Below are 17,443 nucleotides of genomic sequence, written 5' to 3' on the forward strand. Positions count from 1 at the left end.
CGTTTTGCATTGGTGGTTTTGGCAGCAGTCACATCAACAGCTTCGGAAGACAGTATGACACCGGCCGCGCGCATTCAGGCTTCGATTGAAATCCTCGATGAGATTCTTGCAGGCACACCTGTCGAGAAATCCCTGACCAACTGGGCGCGCCGCAGCCGGTTTGCCGGGTCCAAGGATCGGGCTGCGGTCCGCGATCATGTGTTTGCAGCATTGCGGTGCAAGCGATCCTTCGCAGCGCTCGGAGGGGCCGAGACCGGGCGTGGCCTGATGATCGGCGCCGTGCGTAAAAACGGTGAGCCGTTGGAGGATCTGTTCTCGGGCGCCCGCCACGCGCCAGAGGTGTTGGCCGGCACTGAGGTCGGACGCGATTTCGCCTCTGAGGCTGAACAGTATGACATCCCCGATTGGCTCTGGTCCCGCTTCGAAACCTCGTTGGGGGATCAGACGGTTTCGGTCGCGCAGGCTCTTCAAAGCCGGGCGCCGGTGCATCTACGGGTCAATCTGATCAAATCGGATGTCCCTAGGGCAATCGCTGCACTGGCCGCCGAGGGGATCAACGCCGCCGCGTCTTCGGCCTGCGAAACGGCGTTGGAAGTCACCAAGGGCGCGCGCAAGATTGCGCAAAGCCGGGCATATGCAGACGGGTTGGTCGAGCTTCAGGACGCGGCCAGCCAGGCGGTTGTCGCGGCGTTGGACCTGCGTCCGGGAATGCGCGTGCTGGACTATTGCGCGGGCGGCGGGGGAAAGTCACTGTCCCTGGCCGCGCAAAAAGGGGTCTCGGTTTTTGCCCATGATGTGAATTCTGCAAGGATGCGGGACCTTCCGGCGCGGGCGGAACGGGCTGGCGCGCGGGTGAAGATTCTGAGTGCGGATGACATCCCGCAACAGGCCCCGTTCGATGTCATCCTCGCCGACGCGCCGTGTTCGGGTAGCGGGTCGTGGCGGCGGGCTCCGGCAGGGAAATGGGCGCTGACCGAAAGCCGTTTGCAAGAGCTGACGGGTATTCAGGCCTCTATTCTGGGCAAGCTGGCGCCAATGATCGCGCCCGGCGGCGTTCTGGCCTATGCGACCTGTTCGATGCTGGACGCCGAAAACGGCGATGTTGTCGATGGATTCCTGCGAAATCATCGGGATTGGTCCGAGGTTTTTCGGAAAACGTGGCTTGTCTCCCACGGTACGGACGGTTTCTTTACGTCACACTTGACGCGATAGTGCGTCAAAACATAGCAACCTAAAGGAGAGTCCCCGGTTTTTATTAAGCGGGCATTAACCTTATTTGGGCTGACTGCGTGAAAGCCCACCGACCTGAGTTGTTTATGACTGATACTACAGAAGTTTTCTCTGATCCGTCCTTTCAAAATGCCCCGACCGGTTTGCGACTTGCTCCTCTGGTTGTGATCGGCGCGCTGCTGAGTCTTGCACCCGTTGTTGGACCCGTGCCGCAGCTTTGGCACACCGGTTTTGTCGTGGCGGGCGTCTCACTGCTGGCGGCAAGTTTCCTCGTGGCGCTGCGGGGAAAGATCGTGGATCACCTGGCGCGGCAGGCGGTGAAGACCATGGCGGTTTTTGCGGAACAGGACCTGTTTCCCTGCATGATTGCAAACGCTCAGGGTGACATTCTGACCGCCAATCCCGAAGCGCGAAACAAGTTCCAGGCCTTTCCGGGCGCGCGGTTAGAGCTTTGCCTGAAGTCGATATTTGCGAATCCGGCGCCTGTTCTGCTGCGTCTTCAGTCGAAGGCAGAGATTCACGGCAAGGCACGCGAGGACATCATAACTGTCGGATCGACCGTCCCGGTATCGGTTTTCGATGTCGGCAACGGTCAGTTTTGCTGGCGGTTTCATCTGGATACCCCAGGGCAGTGGGATGAGGTTGCGGTTCCGGTCCTGACCGAAGGTCGCAACGGCACGTTACTGCGGGTCAACGTCGCGGCGGCCCATTTTCTGGGGCACAGGCCAGATAAACTGCAGCAGGTCCTTTCTACTGATCCGGGGGCACAGGGCGATATCGTTCAAGTTCACACGGCAAATGGAACCGTCTCTGCCGCTGTGTGTGAGCTCAACCGCTCCGGTACGGTACGCGACCTGATTGTGTTGCCGACAGAGGTTGCAGGCCATGCCAGCAGCGGAGCGTCCTTTGCGGATTTGCCGGTGCCCATCGTGCGCCTTGCGCCGGATGGCAGGATTCTCGAAGCCAATCGGCTGGCGGTGAAGCTGATCGGCGAGATCGAGCCCGGCGAAACCAATGCTGATCAAATCATGCACGGGCTCGGCTATCCGATTTTGGACTGGCTGGCGCGCACGGCGGCTCAGGAACCAGCAATGCGGTCCGAATTCCTGCGCCTGTCCCGGCAGGACAAAGAGGTGTTTGTTCAGGTCACGTTGAACCGCGTTGTGAATGACGGGCAGGTTCAGCTGATTGCAGTGCTTAACGATGCCACCGAGCTCAAGACGCTTGAGGCACAGTTCGTGCAAGGGCAAAAGATGCAGGCGGTCGGGCAATTGGCCGGTGGCGTTGCCCATGATTTCAACAACCTGCTGACGGCGATATCGGGGCATTGCGACCTGCTGTTGCTGCGGCATGACCAGAATGACCCGAACTATGGGGATCTCGTACAGATCAACCAAAACGCCAACCGGGCGGCCGCGCTGGTCAGCCAATTGCTGGCGTTTTCGCGCAAACAGACGCTGCAGCCCGAGGTGCTGGACCTTCGGGATACGATCTCGGACCTGATCCACTTGCTGAACCGGCTGGTCGGTGAGAAAGTTCGCCTGATCCTCAGTCACGATCCGGTGTTGAAACCTGTGCGTGCTGATAAACGGCAATTAGAACAGGTGCTTATGAACCTCGTCGTGAATGCCCGTGATGCCATGCCCGATGGCGGTGAGGTGCGGATTGAGACCGAGGTTGTGGTGCTGAGCGACCCCTTCACGCGCGATCGGGCCACGGTTCAGCCCGGCGAATATGTCACCGTCAAGGTGATTGACAGTGGTGTTGGCATCCCGGCGGACAAGCTGCAGAAGGTGTTCGAACCCTTTTACACCACAAAACGCACCGGGGAAGGCACCGGTCTGGGATTGTCGACGGTGTATGGCATCGTCAAGCAGACGGGTGGTTTCATTTTTGTCGACAGCGTTCAGGGGCACGGGACGGAATTCATTGTCTATCTGCCGGTGTCCGTCGCTTCACCGGAAGCGCAACCCGACGCGATACCCGCCGCCGACACGCAAACCGCCCGTCAGGGCGAAGGGGTTGTTCTGTTGGTCGAAGACGAAGCGCCAGTACGCGCTTTCGCAACACGTGCGCTGCGGTTGAAGGGGTATACCGTGCTCGAGGCCGAGTCGGCGGAAGAGGCGCTGCGCCTGCTTGAGGACGGCGCTTTGAATGTCGATGTCTTTGTCACCGATGTGGTCATGCCCGGCATGGACGGGCCGACCTGGGTGCGCAAGGCGATGGAAACCCGCCCAGATACAAGGGTGATCTTCATGTCTGGCTATACCGAGGGCGCCTTCGGCGATTCCGGGCCTGAGATCGCGAATTCCACCTTCCTACCCAAGCCGTTCTCGCTGAACCAACTGACCGAGGCTGTGTTTCAGCAGATCAACTAGAGCGCAGCGTCATGGCAGGCGAACTCGGCCGCGTGCCGTTTGCGGAACTTGCGTTCCGTACCGGGCGTCAGGAACAGCTCACGGTGGGGTGAGACGTTTTCCTGTTTCAGGTCGATCTGCATGTTCAGCCGGTCTTGCAGGAAATCCAGGATCTTGTCCTGATTTTCATATTTGAAGATATGGCTGGCGCCAAAACCGTTGCTCCGGGTGCGGAAGAACTGGCTCTGGCTGCCGACATCGGCATACTCGGGGCGGGGGCTTTGCATATAGGCTTGCACAAACTCATCAAAGCTAAGATCGCGGGTGGAATGCGGATGCCCGATCCGATCCTCCCGGCTGCGGAACTTGTACCAGCTGCCCAGCCAATCGACGGGTTCGCGCACGACCGCCATGATTTCCATCTCGGTGTCGTACATTTTCCGAAAGATGTTCTGAAAAAATCGGTCATAGCGCCGCACGGGGGCGTGTTTCAATTCTGGCGGGCCAGTCACGACAAAGTCGGCGCGGTCGCGCAGGGCGGTGTGATATGCCGTGCTGCCTGTTTTGGGAACGGCCAGAAACGCAAGGCGTTCCTTATAGAAAACAAGCATTTAGTCGCCCTTTGCCAATCTTTATTACTGTCGCAGATTGGCGTAAACGACTCTTTAACACAATTGCTGAACAGTAAGTATTGTAAGTTTTAGTTGAAATGTTCTCTTTTTGGTCTCATAAGGAACAAGAGGCGAACAAAGCAGCGATTGCCGCCCGTTCAAGGGTGTGACAAAAGGTAAGGCGACAGGACAATGGCGGATCTTCTGACGATGAGCGACAAGAAAAACGCAGACAAGCAAAAGGCGCTCGACAGCGCGCTGGCTCAGATCGAACGGCAGTTCGGCAAGGGCTCGATCATGAAGCTGGGCGAAGATTCCAAGCAGGACATCGATGCCAGCTCGACCGGGTCATTGGGGCTGGATATCGCGTTGGGGATCGGCGGCCTGCCGATGGGCCGGATTGTTGAGATTTACGGGCCTGAAAGCTCGGGTAAGACAACGCTGACGCTGCATTGCATTGCAGAACAGCAGAAGCGTGGCGGTGTTTGTGCGTTCGTCGATGCGGAACACGCGCTGGATCCGCAATATGCCCGCAAGCTGGGTGTGGATCTGGATGAGCTGCTGATTTCTCAGCCCGACACTGGCGAACAGGCTTTGGAGATCACCGATACGCTGGTGCGATCCGGGGCGGTGAACATGGTCGTGGTCGACTCGGTGGCGGCGCTGACGCCGAAGTCCGAGTTGGAGGGCGACATGGGCGACAGCAGCGTGGGCGTACAGGCCCGGCTGATGAGTCAGGCGATGCGGAAACTGACCGGGTCGATCAACCGCTCGAACTGCATGGTGATCTTCATCAACCAGATCCGGATGAAGATCGGCGTGATGTTCGGTAGCCCGGAAACGACGACCGGTGGCAATGCTCTGAAATTCTACAGCTCGGTCCGTTTGGACATTCGCCGGATCGGCGCGATCAAGGACCGCGATGAGGTGGTCGGCAACCAGACCCGCGTCAAGGTCGTCAAGAACAAGGTGGCGCCGCCGTTCAAGCAGGTGGAATTCGACATCATGTATGGCGAAGGTATCAGTAAAATGGGCGAACTGCTGGATCTGGGCGTCAAGGCCGGTGTGGTCGAGAAGTCGGGCTCGTGGTTCAGCTACGGTGACGAGCGGATCGGGCAGGGGCGTGAGAATGCCAAACAGTACCTGCGTGACAACGGTCGTGCCGCGCTTGAGATCGAAGACAAGATTCGTGCCGCGCACGGTCTGGAGTTCGACATGCCGCCGGGTGCTGCCGAGGATGACGATATCCTCGAAGCTTAAACAGTCGCTGACGGGAACAGCAGAAATCCCCCGGCACCCCACTGGTGCTGAGAATACCCGGAACAGGGCGGTCCACCGTGGCCGCCTTGTTTCGTTTTGGGCACGCACGATGCTGTTAGATACCTGCTTATCCTTAAGGCTATCTGTCTATCCTGTGGACTATCCTCTGGGACAGGGATAAACCCATGAGCGAACAAGATGATTGAGCGCTGAGAGAGCCCAAATGCCCACGCTGAACGATATCCGATCGACCTTTCTGAACTACTTTGCCAAGCAGGGGCATGAGGTGGTGGCATCCAGCCCTCTGGTTCCACGCAATGACCCTACGCTGATGTTCGTGAACTCGGGGATGGTGCAGTTCAAGAACCTGTTCACCGGAGTGGAAACGCGCGATTACCAGCGTGCGACCACGGCGCAGAAATGTGTGCGCGCGGGCGGCAAGCATAATGACTTGGACAACGTGGGTTACACCGCGCGGCACCACACTTTTTTTGAGATGTTGGGCAACTTCTCGTTCGGCGACTACTTCAAGCCCGAGGCAATCCCCTTTGCGTGGGAGTTGATCACCAAGGAATTCGGCATCGACAAAAACCGCCTGTTGACAACGGTTTATCACACCGATGACGAGGCTTTCGAGATCTGGAAAAAGGTCGGCGTTCCCGAAGACCGGATCATCCGCATCGCCACCAATGACAATTTCTGGCAGATGGGCCCAACTGGTCCTTGTGGACCTTGCACCGAGATTTTCTATGACCATGGTGATCATATCTGGGGCGGTCCTCCGGGCTCGGCCGAGGAAGATGGTGACCGGTTCATCGAAATCTGGAACATCGTTTTCATGCAGAACGAGCAGTTCGAAGACGGCTCGATGGTCGAACTCGACATGCAATCGATCGACACCGGCATGGGGCTGGAGCGGATTGGCGCGCTTCTACAGGGCAGCCATGACAACTATGACACCGATCTTTTTAAAACGCTGATCGAGGCGTCGGCAGATGCAACCGGCGTTGATCCTTACGGGGACCAAAACGTTCATCACCGCGTCATCGCGGATCACCTGCGTTCGACGTCGTTCCTGATTGCGGATGGCGTGATGCCAAGCAATGACGGGCGTGGCTATGTTCTGCGCCGGATCATGCGCCGGGCGATGCGACATGCCCATTTGCTGGGTGCGAAAGATCCGGTCATGCACCGTCTAGTGCCTTCACTGGTGCAGCTGATGGGTGCGCAGTATTCCGAACTGGGTCAAGCGCAGCCGTTGATCGAAGAGACGCTTTTGCTGGAAGAAACACGCTTCAAGCAGACCCTGGATCGCGGTCTGAAGCTGCTGGATGACGAGGTCGCGGGCCTGTCCGAAGGTGCGGCATTGTCTGGTGATGCGGCGTTCAAGCTTTACGACACATACGGTTTTCCGCTGGACCTGACGCAGGATGCGCTGCGCGAAAAGGGCCTGACGGTGGATACGGATGGTTTCGATGCCGCCATGGCTGAACAAAAAGCCAAGGCCCGCGCCGCGTGGGCTGGGTCCGGAGAGGCCGCAGATCAGGCCATTTGGTTCGACGTTCTGGATCAGACTGGGGCCACGGATTTCCTTGGCTACGATACCGAGAAAGCCGAGGGGCAGGTGGCCGCGCTGATCGTGGATGGTGCTCTGGTCGACAAGATCGAACAGGGTGGCACAGGATGGGTTATCGTCAATCAGACACCTTTTTATGGCGAAGCCGGTGGCCAGGTCGGCGACACTGGTGAAATCCGGCGTCTCGAGAACATGCAGGATGTGTCGCGGGTTGAAGACACCCGCAAGTTTGCCGAAGGCAAGGTCTATGCGCATCGGGTGACGGTCAGCCAGGGCACGTTGTCGACGGGCGACTCGGTTGAGCTTGCGGTCGATCACGCGCGCCGCACCGCGATCCGGGCCAACCACTCGGCCACGCACCTGCTGCATGAGGCGCTGCGTGAAACGCTGGGCGATCACGTAGCACAGCGCGGGTCGCTGAATGCATCGGACCGGCTGCGGTTCGACTTCAGCCATTCCAAGGCGCTGAGCCCCGAGGAAATCCAGAAGGTCGAGCGCGAGGTGAACGAGTTCATACGCCAGAACTCGACCGTTGAAACCCGGATCATGACGCCGGACGATGCGCGGGAACTGGGTGCTCAGGCGTTGTTTGGTGAGAAATACGGCGACGAGGTTCGCGTTGTCTCGATGGGTAAGGCCCCGACAGGCAAAGGGCATGACGGCGACACGTGGTCGATCGAGCTGTGCGGCGGAACGCATGTGCGTCAGACCGGGGATATCGGTACGTTTGTCGTGCTGGGTGACAGTGCCAGCAGTGCCGGTGTGCGCCGGATCGAAGCGCTGACCGGGGATGAGGCTTTCCGCCATCTTTCGACACAAGATCAACGGCTTGGGCAGATCGCATCAGAGTTGAAGGCGCAGCCGGATGATGTGGTCAGCCGGGTCAAGTCACTGTTGGATGAACGCAAGGCCTTGCAAAACGAAGTTGCCCAGCTGCGTCGCGACCTGGCGATGGCGGGCGGCTCGGGGCAGGGCGGCGCCGAGGCGCGCGAGGTGAATGGTGTACCTTTCCTAGCCCAGGCGCTGAACGGTGTTTCTGGCAAGGACTTGCCCGCTTTGATCGACGAACACAAAAGCCGGCTGGGCTCGGGCGCAGTGCTGTTGATTGCGGATGCCGGTGGCAAGGCCGCCGTAGCGGCCGGGGTGACCTCGGACCTGACGGACAAGGTTTCGGCTGTTGATCTGGTTCGGGCCGCAGTGGTCGAACTGGGTGGCAAAGGCGGCGGTGGACGCCCCGACATGGCGCAGGGCGGCGGCCGTGATGCCTCGAATTCGGACGCGGCGATCAAAGCCGCAGAGCAAGTATTGGGAGGATAACATGCCTGCACTCTGGATCGCCCATGTTACTGTGACCGACGCCGAGGCCTATGGAAAATATGCCGAGCTGGCGGGCCCCGCGATTGCCAAGCATGGGGGTGAGTTCATCGCCCGCGCCGCGCGCTATGTGCAGCTTGAAGGCAAAGAGCGGCCCCGCAATGTGGTTGCCCGGTTCCCCTCGGTTGAAGCCGCGGTGGAGTGCTACGAATCCCCTGAATACCAGCAGGCGCTGGACCACGCGCGCGGCGCCAGCGAGCGTGAATTGGTCGTTGTTGAGATCACCGACTAGAATCACTCTGGCAAACTTACGCCAGATTCTGACAAGCTGAGCGGATTTCAGCGCATGAACGTGTCAGGTGGCCCGAGCGGTTGCCTGACCTTTTTCTTTTCGGATTGCAGCTAATTTTTTCAAACGCTTATCACGGATGCCGGGTGAAAAGATTACGTTAGGTCACCTTTAAATTGTGGCCGGATTCTCTCAATTCTTGCCTGAAATGGTCAAATTGCGGAACGAATTTCCGCCTCTTTTTGATTGCAACCTCACCGCAGATTGCGCAAACGGCCCCGTCCACTGATAGTTAGCAAAATAATCTACGGTCCCGTTCTCTGCAATCGCGTGGATGAATTTGGATCGAGGAACAGGCATGAAACCGTTGAGTACTGAATTCAGAGCCGTTTTTTCGCGGTTGACCTCAACTTTGGGTCGACTTTTCGCAGCTGCCGCGCTGGCGGTGGGCGCTTGGGGTGCGGGTACCGCTGCAGAGGCAAGCGAAGGAAGCTATCTCCAAGTCGTATCGGCATCGCCGCCGCCTTCGGGCGCCCGTCAATTGTGCCGTCAATACAACTGGGCCTGTTCAACCAAGGCTTCGGTTTCCATGTCCAGCCAGCAGGAAATGCAGATAATCCAGCGGGTCAATCTGCAGGTCAATGCAACGACGCGCTCGGTGACGGATCAGTCGCAGTACCGCATCGCGGAAAGATGGGCGCTGCCGACGTCCCGAGGCGGGGATTGTGAAGATTTCGCTCTGCTGAAGAAACGAGATCTCATTCGCGCCGGAGTCGATCCCAGCAAATTGCTGATCGCAACGGTTCTGGATAAGCAGCGGAATGCGCATGCTGTGCTGGTCTACCGCTCGGCAGCTGGTGATCTGGTTTTGGACAACCTGACAAACCAAATTAAGCCATGGTCGGCCACGCAATATCTTTTCCTTCGGATGCAAAACCCGCGGAAACCCAGTGGTTGGGTTGGGGTTTACAGCCGCAGCTGATAGTACCCCTGATGAACAATCGGGTTATTTAGGCATGAGCAAGGGCGACGCAAGCGTCGCCCTTTCCGTATTCAAGGTGTTTTCTGTGTGACCCGGCTGCGCCGCACATCGTTTTGCGGCGCAGGCCCGCAGTTTGTCATTTAGAAAACACCGCCACTGCCGGCACCACCGGAATTACCGCCGCCGTCACCGCCACCGGTGCCAGCACCGCCGGAATTGCCGCCGCTGCCACTGTCATTGCTGCCACCGTTGCCATCGCCGGTGTTGCCGCTATCGCCGTTATTGCCGCCGTTGCCGCTACCGTCGTTGCCACCGCTGCCATTATTGCCGCCATTGCCATCGCCGGTGTTGCCGCCATCGCCGTTATTGCCGCCGTTGCCGTTGCCGTCGTTGCCACCGCTGCCATTATTTCCGCCGTTGCCATCGCCGGTGTTGCCGCCATCGCCGTTATTGCCGCCGTTGCCGTTGCCGTCGTTGCCACCGCCGCCGTTATTGCCGCCGTTGCCATCGCCGGTGTTACCGCCATCGCCGTTATTTCCGCCGTTGCCGTTGCCGTCGTTGCCACCGCCGCCGTTGTTACCACCGTTGCCATCGCCGTTGCTGCCGCCGCCGCCGTTGTTACCGCCGTTGCCATCGCCGTTGTTGCCGCCGTCGTTGCCGTTGTCACCACCGTCGTCGCCGTCGTCACCACCGTCGTCGCCGTTGTCACCACCGTCGTCGCCGTTGTCACCACCGTCGTCGCCGTTGTCACCACCGTCGCTGCCGTTGTCACCACCGTCGTTGCTGAAGCCAGAGTCTTCACCCTCGCCATCGCGCGCAGATGCGGCTGTAGTGGCTGTTGGCGGGTCGGTTAGAACGGCTGCAAATGCCGGGCAGCTTTCCAATGTCCGCGCCAGAATATCTTCGAAATCAGCCCGCCGCTGAATGTAGCGTAACATCCGGGTATCGACGACCGTGCACGCACACAAGGTATCGGTCGACACCGATTGTCGAGCCGTTTTGATGTTACATCTTTCTGCTAGCGCCGCACTGGCTGTGATCAGTGGGAATGTCGCTGAAACAAATACAATAGACAATAGTCGAGACTTCACGCACATGGCGCCACTCCTTCAAAACTCGTTACACACTTTGCCGCACTAACTGCGGAGACACATAATTTGGTAATACTATCGTGCCACACTTATTCCTTGATTACATCCGTTTTTGGACACAATTTCAAGGGGAGCATGAGTGGAGCTGGATTCGGCGATACCCGTTAAAGTAGAAATTAACCAAAAAACAAAAAGTAAGCCCGCCAAGTTGGCGGGCTATCGGGAGCTTTATAGGCCCATTACGGATGCAAAACTGCCACTGTTGAAGCATTGTTTCACAATTGTGAACGATGGTGTTGTCAACCTTAGGCAGACTTTGCCATGCGTTTGCGCTCATGCGGATCCAGAAAGCGCTTGCGCAGGCGCACGGCGTTCGGAGTGACTTCGACCAGCTCGTCATCGTCAATATACGCGATGGCTTCCTCCAGCGAAAACTGAATATGCGGTGTCAGCCGGACCGCGTCGTCCGAACCGCTGGCGCGTACGTTGGTAAGCTTTTTGCCCTTGAGCGGGTTCACTTCCAGATCGTTATCGCGTGAATGCTCTCCGATCACCATGCCCTGATAGACATCGGCCTGAGGGCCAACGAACATGCGGCCACGCTCTTCGAGGTTCCACAGGGCGTAGGCGACGGCCTGACCATTCTCCATCGAGATCAGAACGCCCGCGCGACGGCCCGGAATCGGACCTTTGTGGGCCGCCCAGCCGTGGAACACGCGGTTCAGAACGCCGGTGCCGCGGGTGTCGGTCAGAAATTCGCCGTGATAGCCGATCAGTCCGCGTGACGGCACATGCGCAATGATCCGAGTCTTGCCAGCACCGGCGGGGCGCATCTCGGCCAGTTCGCCTTTGCGCGCGCCGGTGACCTTTTCGATCACCGCACCCGAGAATTCGTCGTCCACATCGATGGTAACCTCTTCGATGGGTTCCATACGCTGGCCGTCCTCGTCCCGGAACAGAACCTGCGGGCGCGAGATACTGAGTTCAAACCCTTCGCGGCGCATGTTCTCGATCAGAACGCCCATCTGCAATTCGCCACGACCGGCGACCTCAAAAGCCTCGCCGCCGGGGGTGTCGGTAATGCGGATCGCGACGTTGGATTCGGCTTCTTTCATCAGGCGGTCGCGGATCACGCGCGACTGCACCTTCTTGCCGTCACGACCGGCCAGGGGCGAGTCGTTGATGCCAAAGGTTACGGTGATGGTGGGCGGGTCGATGGGTTGGGCGGGCAGGGCCTCTTCGACCTGCGGCGCCACCAGCGAGTCAGCCACGGTGGCTTTGCTCATGCCTGCGATGGTGACGATGTCACCGGCCTCGGCCACGTCGATGGGTTGTTGACCCAAACCGCGGAAGGCGAGGATTTTCGAGGCACGGAAGTTCTCGATCAGCGTACCGTCGCGCGACAGCGCCTTGAGCGTATCGCCCGCCTTCAGTGTTCCGCTTTCCACCCGACCGGTCAGGATGCGGCCGATGAACGGGTCGCTGCCCAGCGTGGTGGCCAGCATGCGAAAGGGTTCGTCTTTCTTGTCCGCCTGCTTCGGCGCGGGAACGTGGTCAACGACCAGGTCGAACAGGGCGCTCAGGTCCTTGCGGGGGCCATCCAGCTCCATGTCGGCCCAGCCTGAGCGGCCCGAGGCATACATGGCTGGAAAGTCCAACTGGTCGTCGTCAGCGCCCAGGTTGGCGAACAGGTCGAAACACTCGTCCAGCGCGCGGTCGGGTTCGGCGTCGGGCTTGTCGACCTTGTTCAGCACTACGATCGGACGCAGGCCCAGTGCCAGCGCCTTGGAGGTCACGAACTTGGTCTGCGGCATCGGGCCTTCGGCGGCATCGACCAGTAGCACAACGCCGTCGACCATGCTGAGAATCCGTTCGACCTCACCGCCGAAGTCGGCGTGGCCGGGCGTGTCGACGATGTTGATGCGCGTGCCCTTCCACTCGACCGAGGTGGCCTTGGCAAGGATGGTGATCCCGCGCTCGCGTTCTAGATCGTTGCTGTCCATCGCACGCTCAGCGACGGCCTGATTTTCCCGGAACGCGCCGGATTGTTTGAGCAGCTCATCCACCAGGGTCGTCTTGCCGTGGTCCACGTGAGCGATGATTGCGATATTGCGCAGGTCCATGAGAGGTCAGCCTTTGAACGGGAAGTTGCCGCGCGCATAGCGCGGTTTGACCAAATAGGCCAGCCCTAACCGGTGATCAGTGGCCAGCGGTCTTGGAAAACAGGTGAATGATCAGAATTCCGGCCAGAATCATCGTAAGGCCAAGGACCGCCGGCCAGTCCAGCCGCTGTCCAAAGACGATAAAGCCGATGATCGCGATGAAAACGATGCCAAGGCCGGACCAGATCGCATAGACGATCCCGACGGGCATGAATTTCAGCGTCAGCCCCAGAAGATAGAAGGCAATACCATAGCTGACCACGACCAGAACGGACGGCCAGAGGCGGCTGAACTGATGGCTGGCCTGCAGGGCCGTCGTACCGATGGTCTCGGCGATAACCGCCAGAAACAGGATCAGATAAGCATGGGGCACGGTGGGGTTCTCGACAGAAGTTTTGCGAGGTTGAGCACGAAATCAGCCGGGCGGGCAAGAGAAATCTCGGCCCGATCGCCCGACCAAAGACGCCGTATCAAGCCGATCTGCCTGTCGTAAGGTCAGGATAACCAGACTGTCTTTGCGTGAAGCTCTGTGATATAAAGTCTCTGTTTTTAAAGGTTTTTGTTTTGTGAGTGTATTCTTATGACGAAATTCGCACGTTATATCGTCTTTGTTTCGGCGTTGATTGTGGCGCTTGGGTGGCTTGCTGGCGGGGGGTCCGTCGACAAAAACGCGGCCAAGTTTGTTGAACGGTTAGATAGTGATCAGGTTTGAGCGCCTGCCGAAACACGGGGAAAAGAGGCCTTTGGGCCTCTTTTTCTTTTGCCTATGAACTGGCCGCTGCAGCGAAAAAGGCGGTAAGCTGCGGCTGAAGCCATGTCCACAGACCCGGCGCACCGCGCTGAATCGGAGTGCCGACCCGCTGTTCGATCTGGGCATAGGTGACATTGTAATCTGTCCATGATCCGCCACCCGTAGCCAGGTTGCCGACCGGGGCCTGAAAGCGATCTATGGCCTTGGCGAAGCGGGCGTCCGCGCTTTCTGCGGCTTCGAATTCGTACCACAAGGATCTAAAGTCTGATTTCTGATCATCCGGCAGCAACCCGAACAGGCGTTCGGCGGCGGCCTGCTCCTCGGCCTCTTGCGCGGCGTGGTCGACCTGACCGTGGATGGGGTGGTCTCCGGCGTCGATCTCGACGATATCATGCAGCAAAAGCATTTTCAGCGCGCGGTCGATCGAAACGCCGGGGGCCGCGTGTTCGGCCAGAATCCACGCATACAGCATGATATGCCAGGAATGTTCAGCCGAGTTTTCGAAACGTTCATCGCTGAGCAGGCGCGAAGCGCGGTAGACCGATTTCAACTGGTCGGTCTCGGCCAGAAAGGCAAGGCGGGTCGCGAAGCTGGTTTCAGTGGGTTGGTCGCCTTCCAGCAGGCTTTTGGCGGCGGCGTAGGCCTCGGGGAATTCGGTCCTTAAATAAGCGGCACGCCCCCCGTTCAGATTGTCCTGCACGATAGCCCGGTGTTCGGGCTGTGGGGCGGGTGCGCAAAGAACCTGAAACATCGGCTGGCACCGATCCAAATACTTGGCGAACTTCGCGTCCGGGCTCTGGTCGGCCTCGAACTCCTGCCACAGGGCAAGACAATCCGCAGCCTGATCTGCAGGCAACAGGCCGAACAACTCGGCTGCTGCAGCGTTTTCAAGCCGGTCGACGGCCCGCCAGTCGGTTTGCAGGTGAATCGGATGGTCGCCGACGATGATCTCGACCAGATCATGCAACAACAGCATTCGGATGACCCGATCGATATTGACGTCCGCACTGGCCAGCGGCTGCATCACCAGCGCCCACAGGGCCAATTGCCAGCTATGCTCGGCGGCGTTCTCCGGGCGGGACTGATCCAGAAGAAAGTTGGCGCGATCAACCGATTTCAGGCCGTCCGCGCGTTTCAGGAATTCGATCTGCGCGGACAGTCTTTCGGTCATTGTTTCTCGATCGCTTTAGTCTTGGCGCGGTGATCCGTCAGTTTCTTGATCACAAATTGACGGGCCTTGCGTTCGGCCAACCGCACGCGGACTTCGGTCAGGAACGCCTCTTCCAAGGTCTGTGAGGACGCCCCCAGAAGATCGCCCACTTCGACAAAAAAGCGGTCGTCCCCGGTTTCGTCCATCACTTTCATCGTGTCCTCGGCCAGTTTCGAGGCGAGGGTGGTGATGGTGTCAGACATCAGCGCGTGTTCTCGGTCAGGCGGCGTTTCACATAATCGCTGACATCGGTGATCAGCGTGTCCATGTGACGATCCTGGAAGAAGTGGTCAGCGCCTTCCACCTCGTTATGAGTAATGGTTATGCCTTTTTGTTCGTGCAACTTGTTCACCAGCGAGGTGGTGTCTGTCGGAGGCGCCACGCGGTCGGCCGAGCCGTTGATGATCAGGCCGGACGAGGGGCAGGGCGCCAGGAACGAAAAGTCATACATGTTCGCAGGTGGAGAGACGCTGATAAAGCCCGTGATTTCAGGGCGGCGCATCAGCAGTTGCATTCCGATCCACGCGCCGAACGAGAAACCGGCAACCCAGCAGTGTTTCGAGTTGTTGTTCATCGACTGCAGGTAATCCAGCGCCGAGGCTGCATCGCTCAACTCGCCCACGCCTTGGTCATATTCGCCCTGGCTGCGGCCCACGCCGCGGAAGTTAAAGCGCAACACGGTGAAGCCCATGTTGTAGAACGCATAATGCAGGTTGTAGACGACCTTGTTGTTCATGGTCCCGCCGAATTGTGGGTGCGGGTGCAGCACGATGGCGATCGGTGCGTCTTTTTCCTTTTGCGGGTGGTAACGGCCTTCCAGGCGGCCTTCGGGTCCGGGAAAAATCACCTCGGGCATGTGTGCTTTGGTCCTGTCTTTTTCTTCTTGGTGCCGGGATATACTTGACGGTTATCGTCAGGCACCTTAGAACGGTTCTAATTGTGTTGCTTTACGCAAGTTGCTGCCTGTCGGAGATACGCACTGCTAGCGGCGGCGTCAATGTTTTCGCGCGGTACTAGCCTGAAGGAGTAGACAATGAAGCTTTCGACCAAGGGTCGTTACGCAATGGTTGCATTGGCCGATATTGCTACTCAGCCTCAAGATACCCTTGTGACGTTGGGGGAAATCTCGGAACGGCAGGATATTTCGCTGCCCTATCTGGAACAACTGTTCGTCAAACTGCGCCGCGCTGATCTTGTGGCCTCGGTTCGGGGACCGGGTGGCGGCTATCGTCTGGCGCGCCCCGCATCGGAAATTCGTGTGGTCGAGGTTCTGGCGGCCGTAGATGAAACGGTTGATGCGCTGCAAAAAGGCGCAGGGGCGTCCGGCGCGTCATCGGGAAGTCGGGCGCAATCGCTGACCAACCGGCTGTGGGAAAGTCTCAGCGCGCATGTTTATGTCTTCCTGCACCAGACTCGGTTGTCGGACGTGATCAAGAACGATCTGGCCCCATGTCCTGCGGTGCCCAGCCTGTTTGCCGTCGTGGATGAGTGATGTGATGCACCAAGTACCCGGCAGCCAGGGGTTTCGCGTTTGGGAAAAGGTGAATCCATGACTCGCGTTTATCTTGATTACAACGCAACAACGCCTCTGCGACCTGAGGCGCGCGACGCGATGATTGCGGCGATGGATCTGTGCGGTAACCCGTCCTCGGTCCATGCCGAAGGGCGCGCGGCCAAAGCAGTGGTAGAGCGCGCGCGGGCGCAAATTGCATCCGCTTTTGGGGCCGATGGAGCGGATATCGTGTTCACCTCGGGCTCGACCGAGGGGGCAGCGCTGGCGTTGGGTGGCCGTAACCTGCACGGCTCTGCGATTGAGCATGATGCTGTAAGGGCTTGGATTGCCGAGGATTTACCTACTGCGATATCCGGTCTGGTGCAGGTGTCAGGACCAGAGAGCTCGACCCTACAACTGGCCAATTCGGAAACCGGGATCGTTCAGAAACTACCCAAGGGATTGGCTGTGACCGATGCAACACAGGCTTTTGGTAAACTGCCGGTCGCGTTCAACTGGCTGGACACCCAGATGGCGCTGATCTCGGCCCATAAGTTGGGCGGCCCAAAGGGCATCGGCGCTGTCGTGATGAAGCGCGGCACGGACTTGCCTGCCCAGATCAAGGGCGGAGGTCAGGAGATGGGCCGCCGCTCGGGCACGGAAAATGTCATTGGAATCGCGGGGTTCGGGGCTGCAGCTGAGGCAGCGGCTCGGGATCTGGCCAATGGCGTTTGGGAGCAGGTCCAAGAATTTAGAAATATTCTAGAAAAGGCCCTTGAGGCTGGTTCTAAATCTACTATTTTTGTCGGGAAAGATCAGGATCGCCTGCCCAATACCTTGTGTTTCGCTACTCCCGGCTGGAAGGGCGAAACGCAGGTAATGCAGATGGACCTGGCGGGTTTTGCGGTGAGTGCGGGATCAGCCTGTTCCAGCGGCAAAGTCCGCGCCAGCGCGGTTCTTACGGCAATGGGTTATGACGAGGTCACAGCAGCCAGCGCGATACGCGTGTCGCTTGGCCCTTTGACCACGCAAGAAGATGTGCTGCGCTTCGCCGAAGCGTGGCTTGAAAAAGAGAAAAAGCATCGCGCGCGTGCCGCGTGATCTGACGGAGTGAAGGA

The 17,443-nt window shown here is 58.8% G+C and carries 15 protein-coding genes; 8 read left to right on the forward strand and 7 right to left on the reverse strand.

Going from position 1 to position 17,443, the window contains the following annotated elements:
• Positions 1-54 precede the first annotated feature (54 nt).
• Complete coding sequence (locus ACR0NT_RS00150; RefSeq protein WP_170671533.1) at positions 55-1,212, forward strand: RsmB/NOP family class I SAM-dependent RNA methyltransferase; 1,158 nt, start codon at positions 55-57, stop codon at positions 1,210-1,212.
• A gap of 104 nt (positions 1,213-1,316) precedes the next feature.
• Positions 1,317-3,608 carry a hybrid sensor histidine kinase/response regulator gene (locus ACR0NT_RS00155; RefSeq protein ID WP_170671531.1) on the forward strand — a complete coding sequence of 764 codons (2,292 nt, stop codon included), beginning with the start codon at positions 1,317-1,319 and terminating at the stop codon, positions 3,606-3,608.
• Here ACR0NT_RS00155 and ACR0NT_RS00160 read toward each other — a convergent pair.
• On the reverse strand, positions 3,605-4,198 hold the full coding sequence (locus ACR0NT_RS00160) for a sulfotransferase family 2 domain-containing protein (RefSeq protein WP_170671529.1): 594 nt from the start codon (positions 4,196-4,198) through the stop codon (positions 3,605-3,607). The two genes, ACR0NT_RS00155 and ACR0NT_RS00160, sit on opposite strands and share 4 nt — an antisense overlap.
• A 192-nt stretch (positions 4,199-4,390) precedes the next feature.
• On the opposite strand from ACR0NT_RS00160, the gene recA reads away from it, so the two are divergent.
• From recA to ACR0NT_RS00180, 4 genes are all read left to right on the forward strand, one after another.
• Positions 4,391-5,458, forward strand: coding sequence for a recombinase RecA (gene recA, locus ACR0NT_RS00165; RefSeq protein ID WP_170671527.1), 1,068 nt, complete (start codon positions 4,391-4,393; stop codon positions 5,456-5,458).
• Positions 5,459-5,681: 223 nt separating this feature from the next.
• The gene (gene alaS / locus ACR0NT_RS00170; protein WP_170442846.1) at positions 5,682-8,351 is read left to right on the forward strand and encodes an alanine--tRNA ligase; all 2,670 of its coding nucleotides are present in this window, start codon (positions 5,682-5,684) and stop codon (positions 8,349-8,351) included.
• 1 nt (position 8,352) lies between these two features.
• The gene (locus ACR0NT_RS00175; protein WP_170442844.1) at positions 8,353-8,640 is read left to right on the forward strand and encodes a DUF1330 domain-containing protein; all 288 of its coding nucleotides are present in this window, start codon (positions 8,353-8,355) and stop codon (positions 8,638-8,640) included.
• Positions 8,641-8,995: 355 nt separating this feature from the next.
• Positions 8,996-9,619 carry a transglutaminase-like cysteine peptidase gene (locus ACR0NT_RS00180; RefSeq protein WP_170671525.1) on the forward strand — a complete coding sequence of 208 codons (624 nt, stop codon included), beginning with the start codon at positions 8,996-8,998 and terminating at the stop codon, positions 9,617-9,619.
• A gap of 140 nt (positions 9,620-9,759) precedes the next feature.
• On the opposite strand, the gene ACR0NT_RS00185 is transcribed toward ACR0NT_RS00180, so the two are convergent.
• The 6 genes from ACR0NT_RS00185 to ACR0NT_RS00210 all read right to left on the reverse strand — a co-directional run bounded on the left by ACR0NT_RS00185 (position 9,760) and on the right by ACR0NT_RS00210 (position 15,689).
• Entirely contained in the window at positions 9,760-10,716 is a 957-nt protein-coding gene (locus ACR0NT_RS00185; RefSeq protein ID WP_480442523.1) for a hypothetical protein, read from the reverse strand.
• A 299-nt stretch (positions 10,717-11,015) separates the two neighbouring features.
• Positions 11,016-12,833, reverse strand: a complete 1,818-nt coding sequence (gene typA / locus ACR0NT_RS00190) for a translational GTPase TypA (RefSeq protein WP_170671522.1) — start codon at positions 12,831-12,833, stop codon at positions 11,016-11,018.
• Between the two features lie 76 nt (positions 12,834-12,909).
• Complete coding sequence (locus ACR0NT_RS00195; protein WP_170442838.1) at positions 12,910-13,245, reverse strand: SMR family transporter; 336 nt, start codon at positions 13,243-13,245, stop codon at positions 12,910-12,912.
• Between the two features lie 391 nt (positions 13,246-13,636).
• Positions 13,637-14,794 carry an HD domain-containing protein gene (locus ACR0NT_RS00200; RefSeq protein ID WP_170671520.1) on the reverse strand — a complete coding sequence of 386 codons (1,158 nt, stop codon included), beginning with the start codon at positions 14,792-14,794 and terminating at the stop codon, positions 13,637-13,639.
• On the reverse strand, positions 14,791-15,036 hold the full coding sequence (locus tag ACR0NT_RS00205) for a hypothetical protein (protein WP_170442834.1): 246 nt from the start codon (positions 15,034-15,036) through the stop codon (positions 14,791-14,793). The genes ACR0NT_RS00200 and ACR0NT_RS00205 overlap by 4 nt, the downstream gene beginning before the upstream one ends.
• Entirely contained in the window at positions 15,036-15,689 is a 654-nt protein-coding gene (locus tag ACR0NT_RS00210) for an alpha/beta hydrolase (RefSeq protein WP_170442832.1), read from the reverse strand. The genes ACR0NT_RS00205 and ACR0NT_RS00210 overlap by 1 nt, the downstream gene beginning before the upstream one ends.
• 177 nt (positions 15,690-15,866) lie before the next feature.
• Between ACR0NT_RS00210 and iscR the strand changes: the two genes are divergently transcribed.
• Positions 15,867-16,325, forward strand: coding sequence for a Fe-S cluster assembly transcriptional regulator IscR (iscR, locus tag ACR0NT_RS00215; RefSeq protein ID WP_170442830.1), 459 nt, complete (start codon positions 15,867-15,869; stop codon positions 16,323-16,325).
• A 57-nt stretch (positions 16,326-16,382) separates the two neighbouring features.
• Positions 16,383-17,426 (forward strand): cysteine desulfurase family protein, encoded by a 1,044-nt coding sequence (locus tag ACR0NT_RS00220; RefSeq protein ID WP_170671518.1) that lies wholly within the window; start codon positions 16,383-16,385, stop codon positions 17,424-17,426.
• Positions 17,427-17,443: the final 17 nt, after the last annotated feature.

The sequence above is a fragment of the Ruegeria sp. AB10 genome (assembly GCF_056542745.1).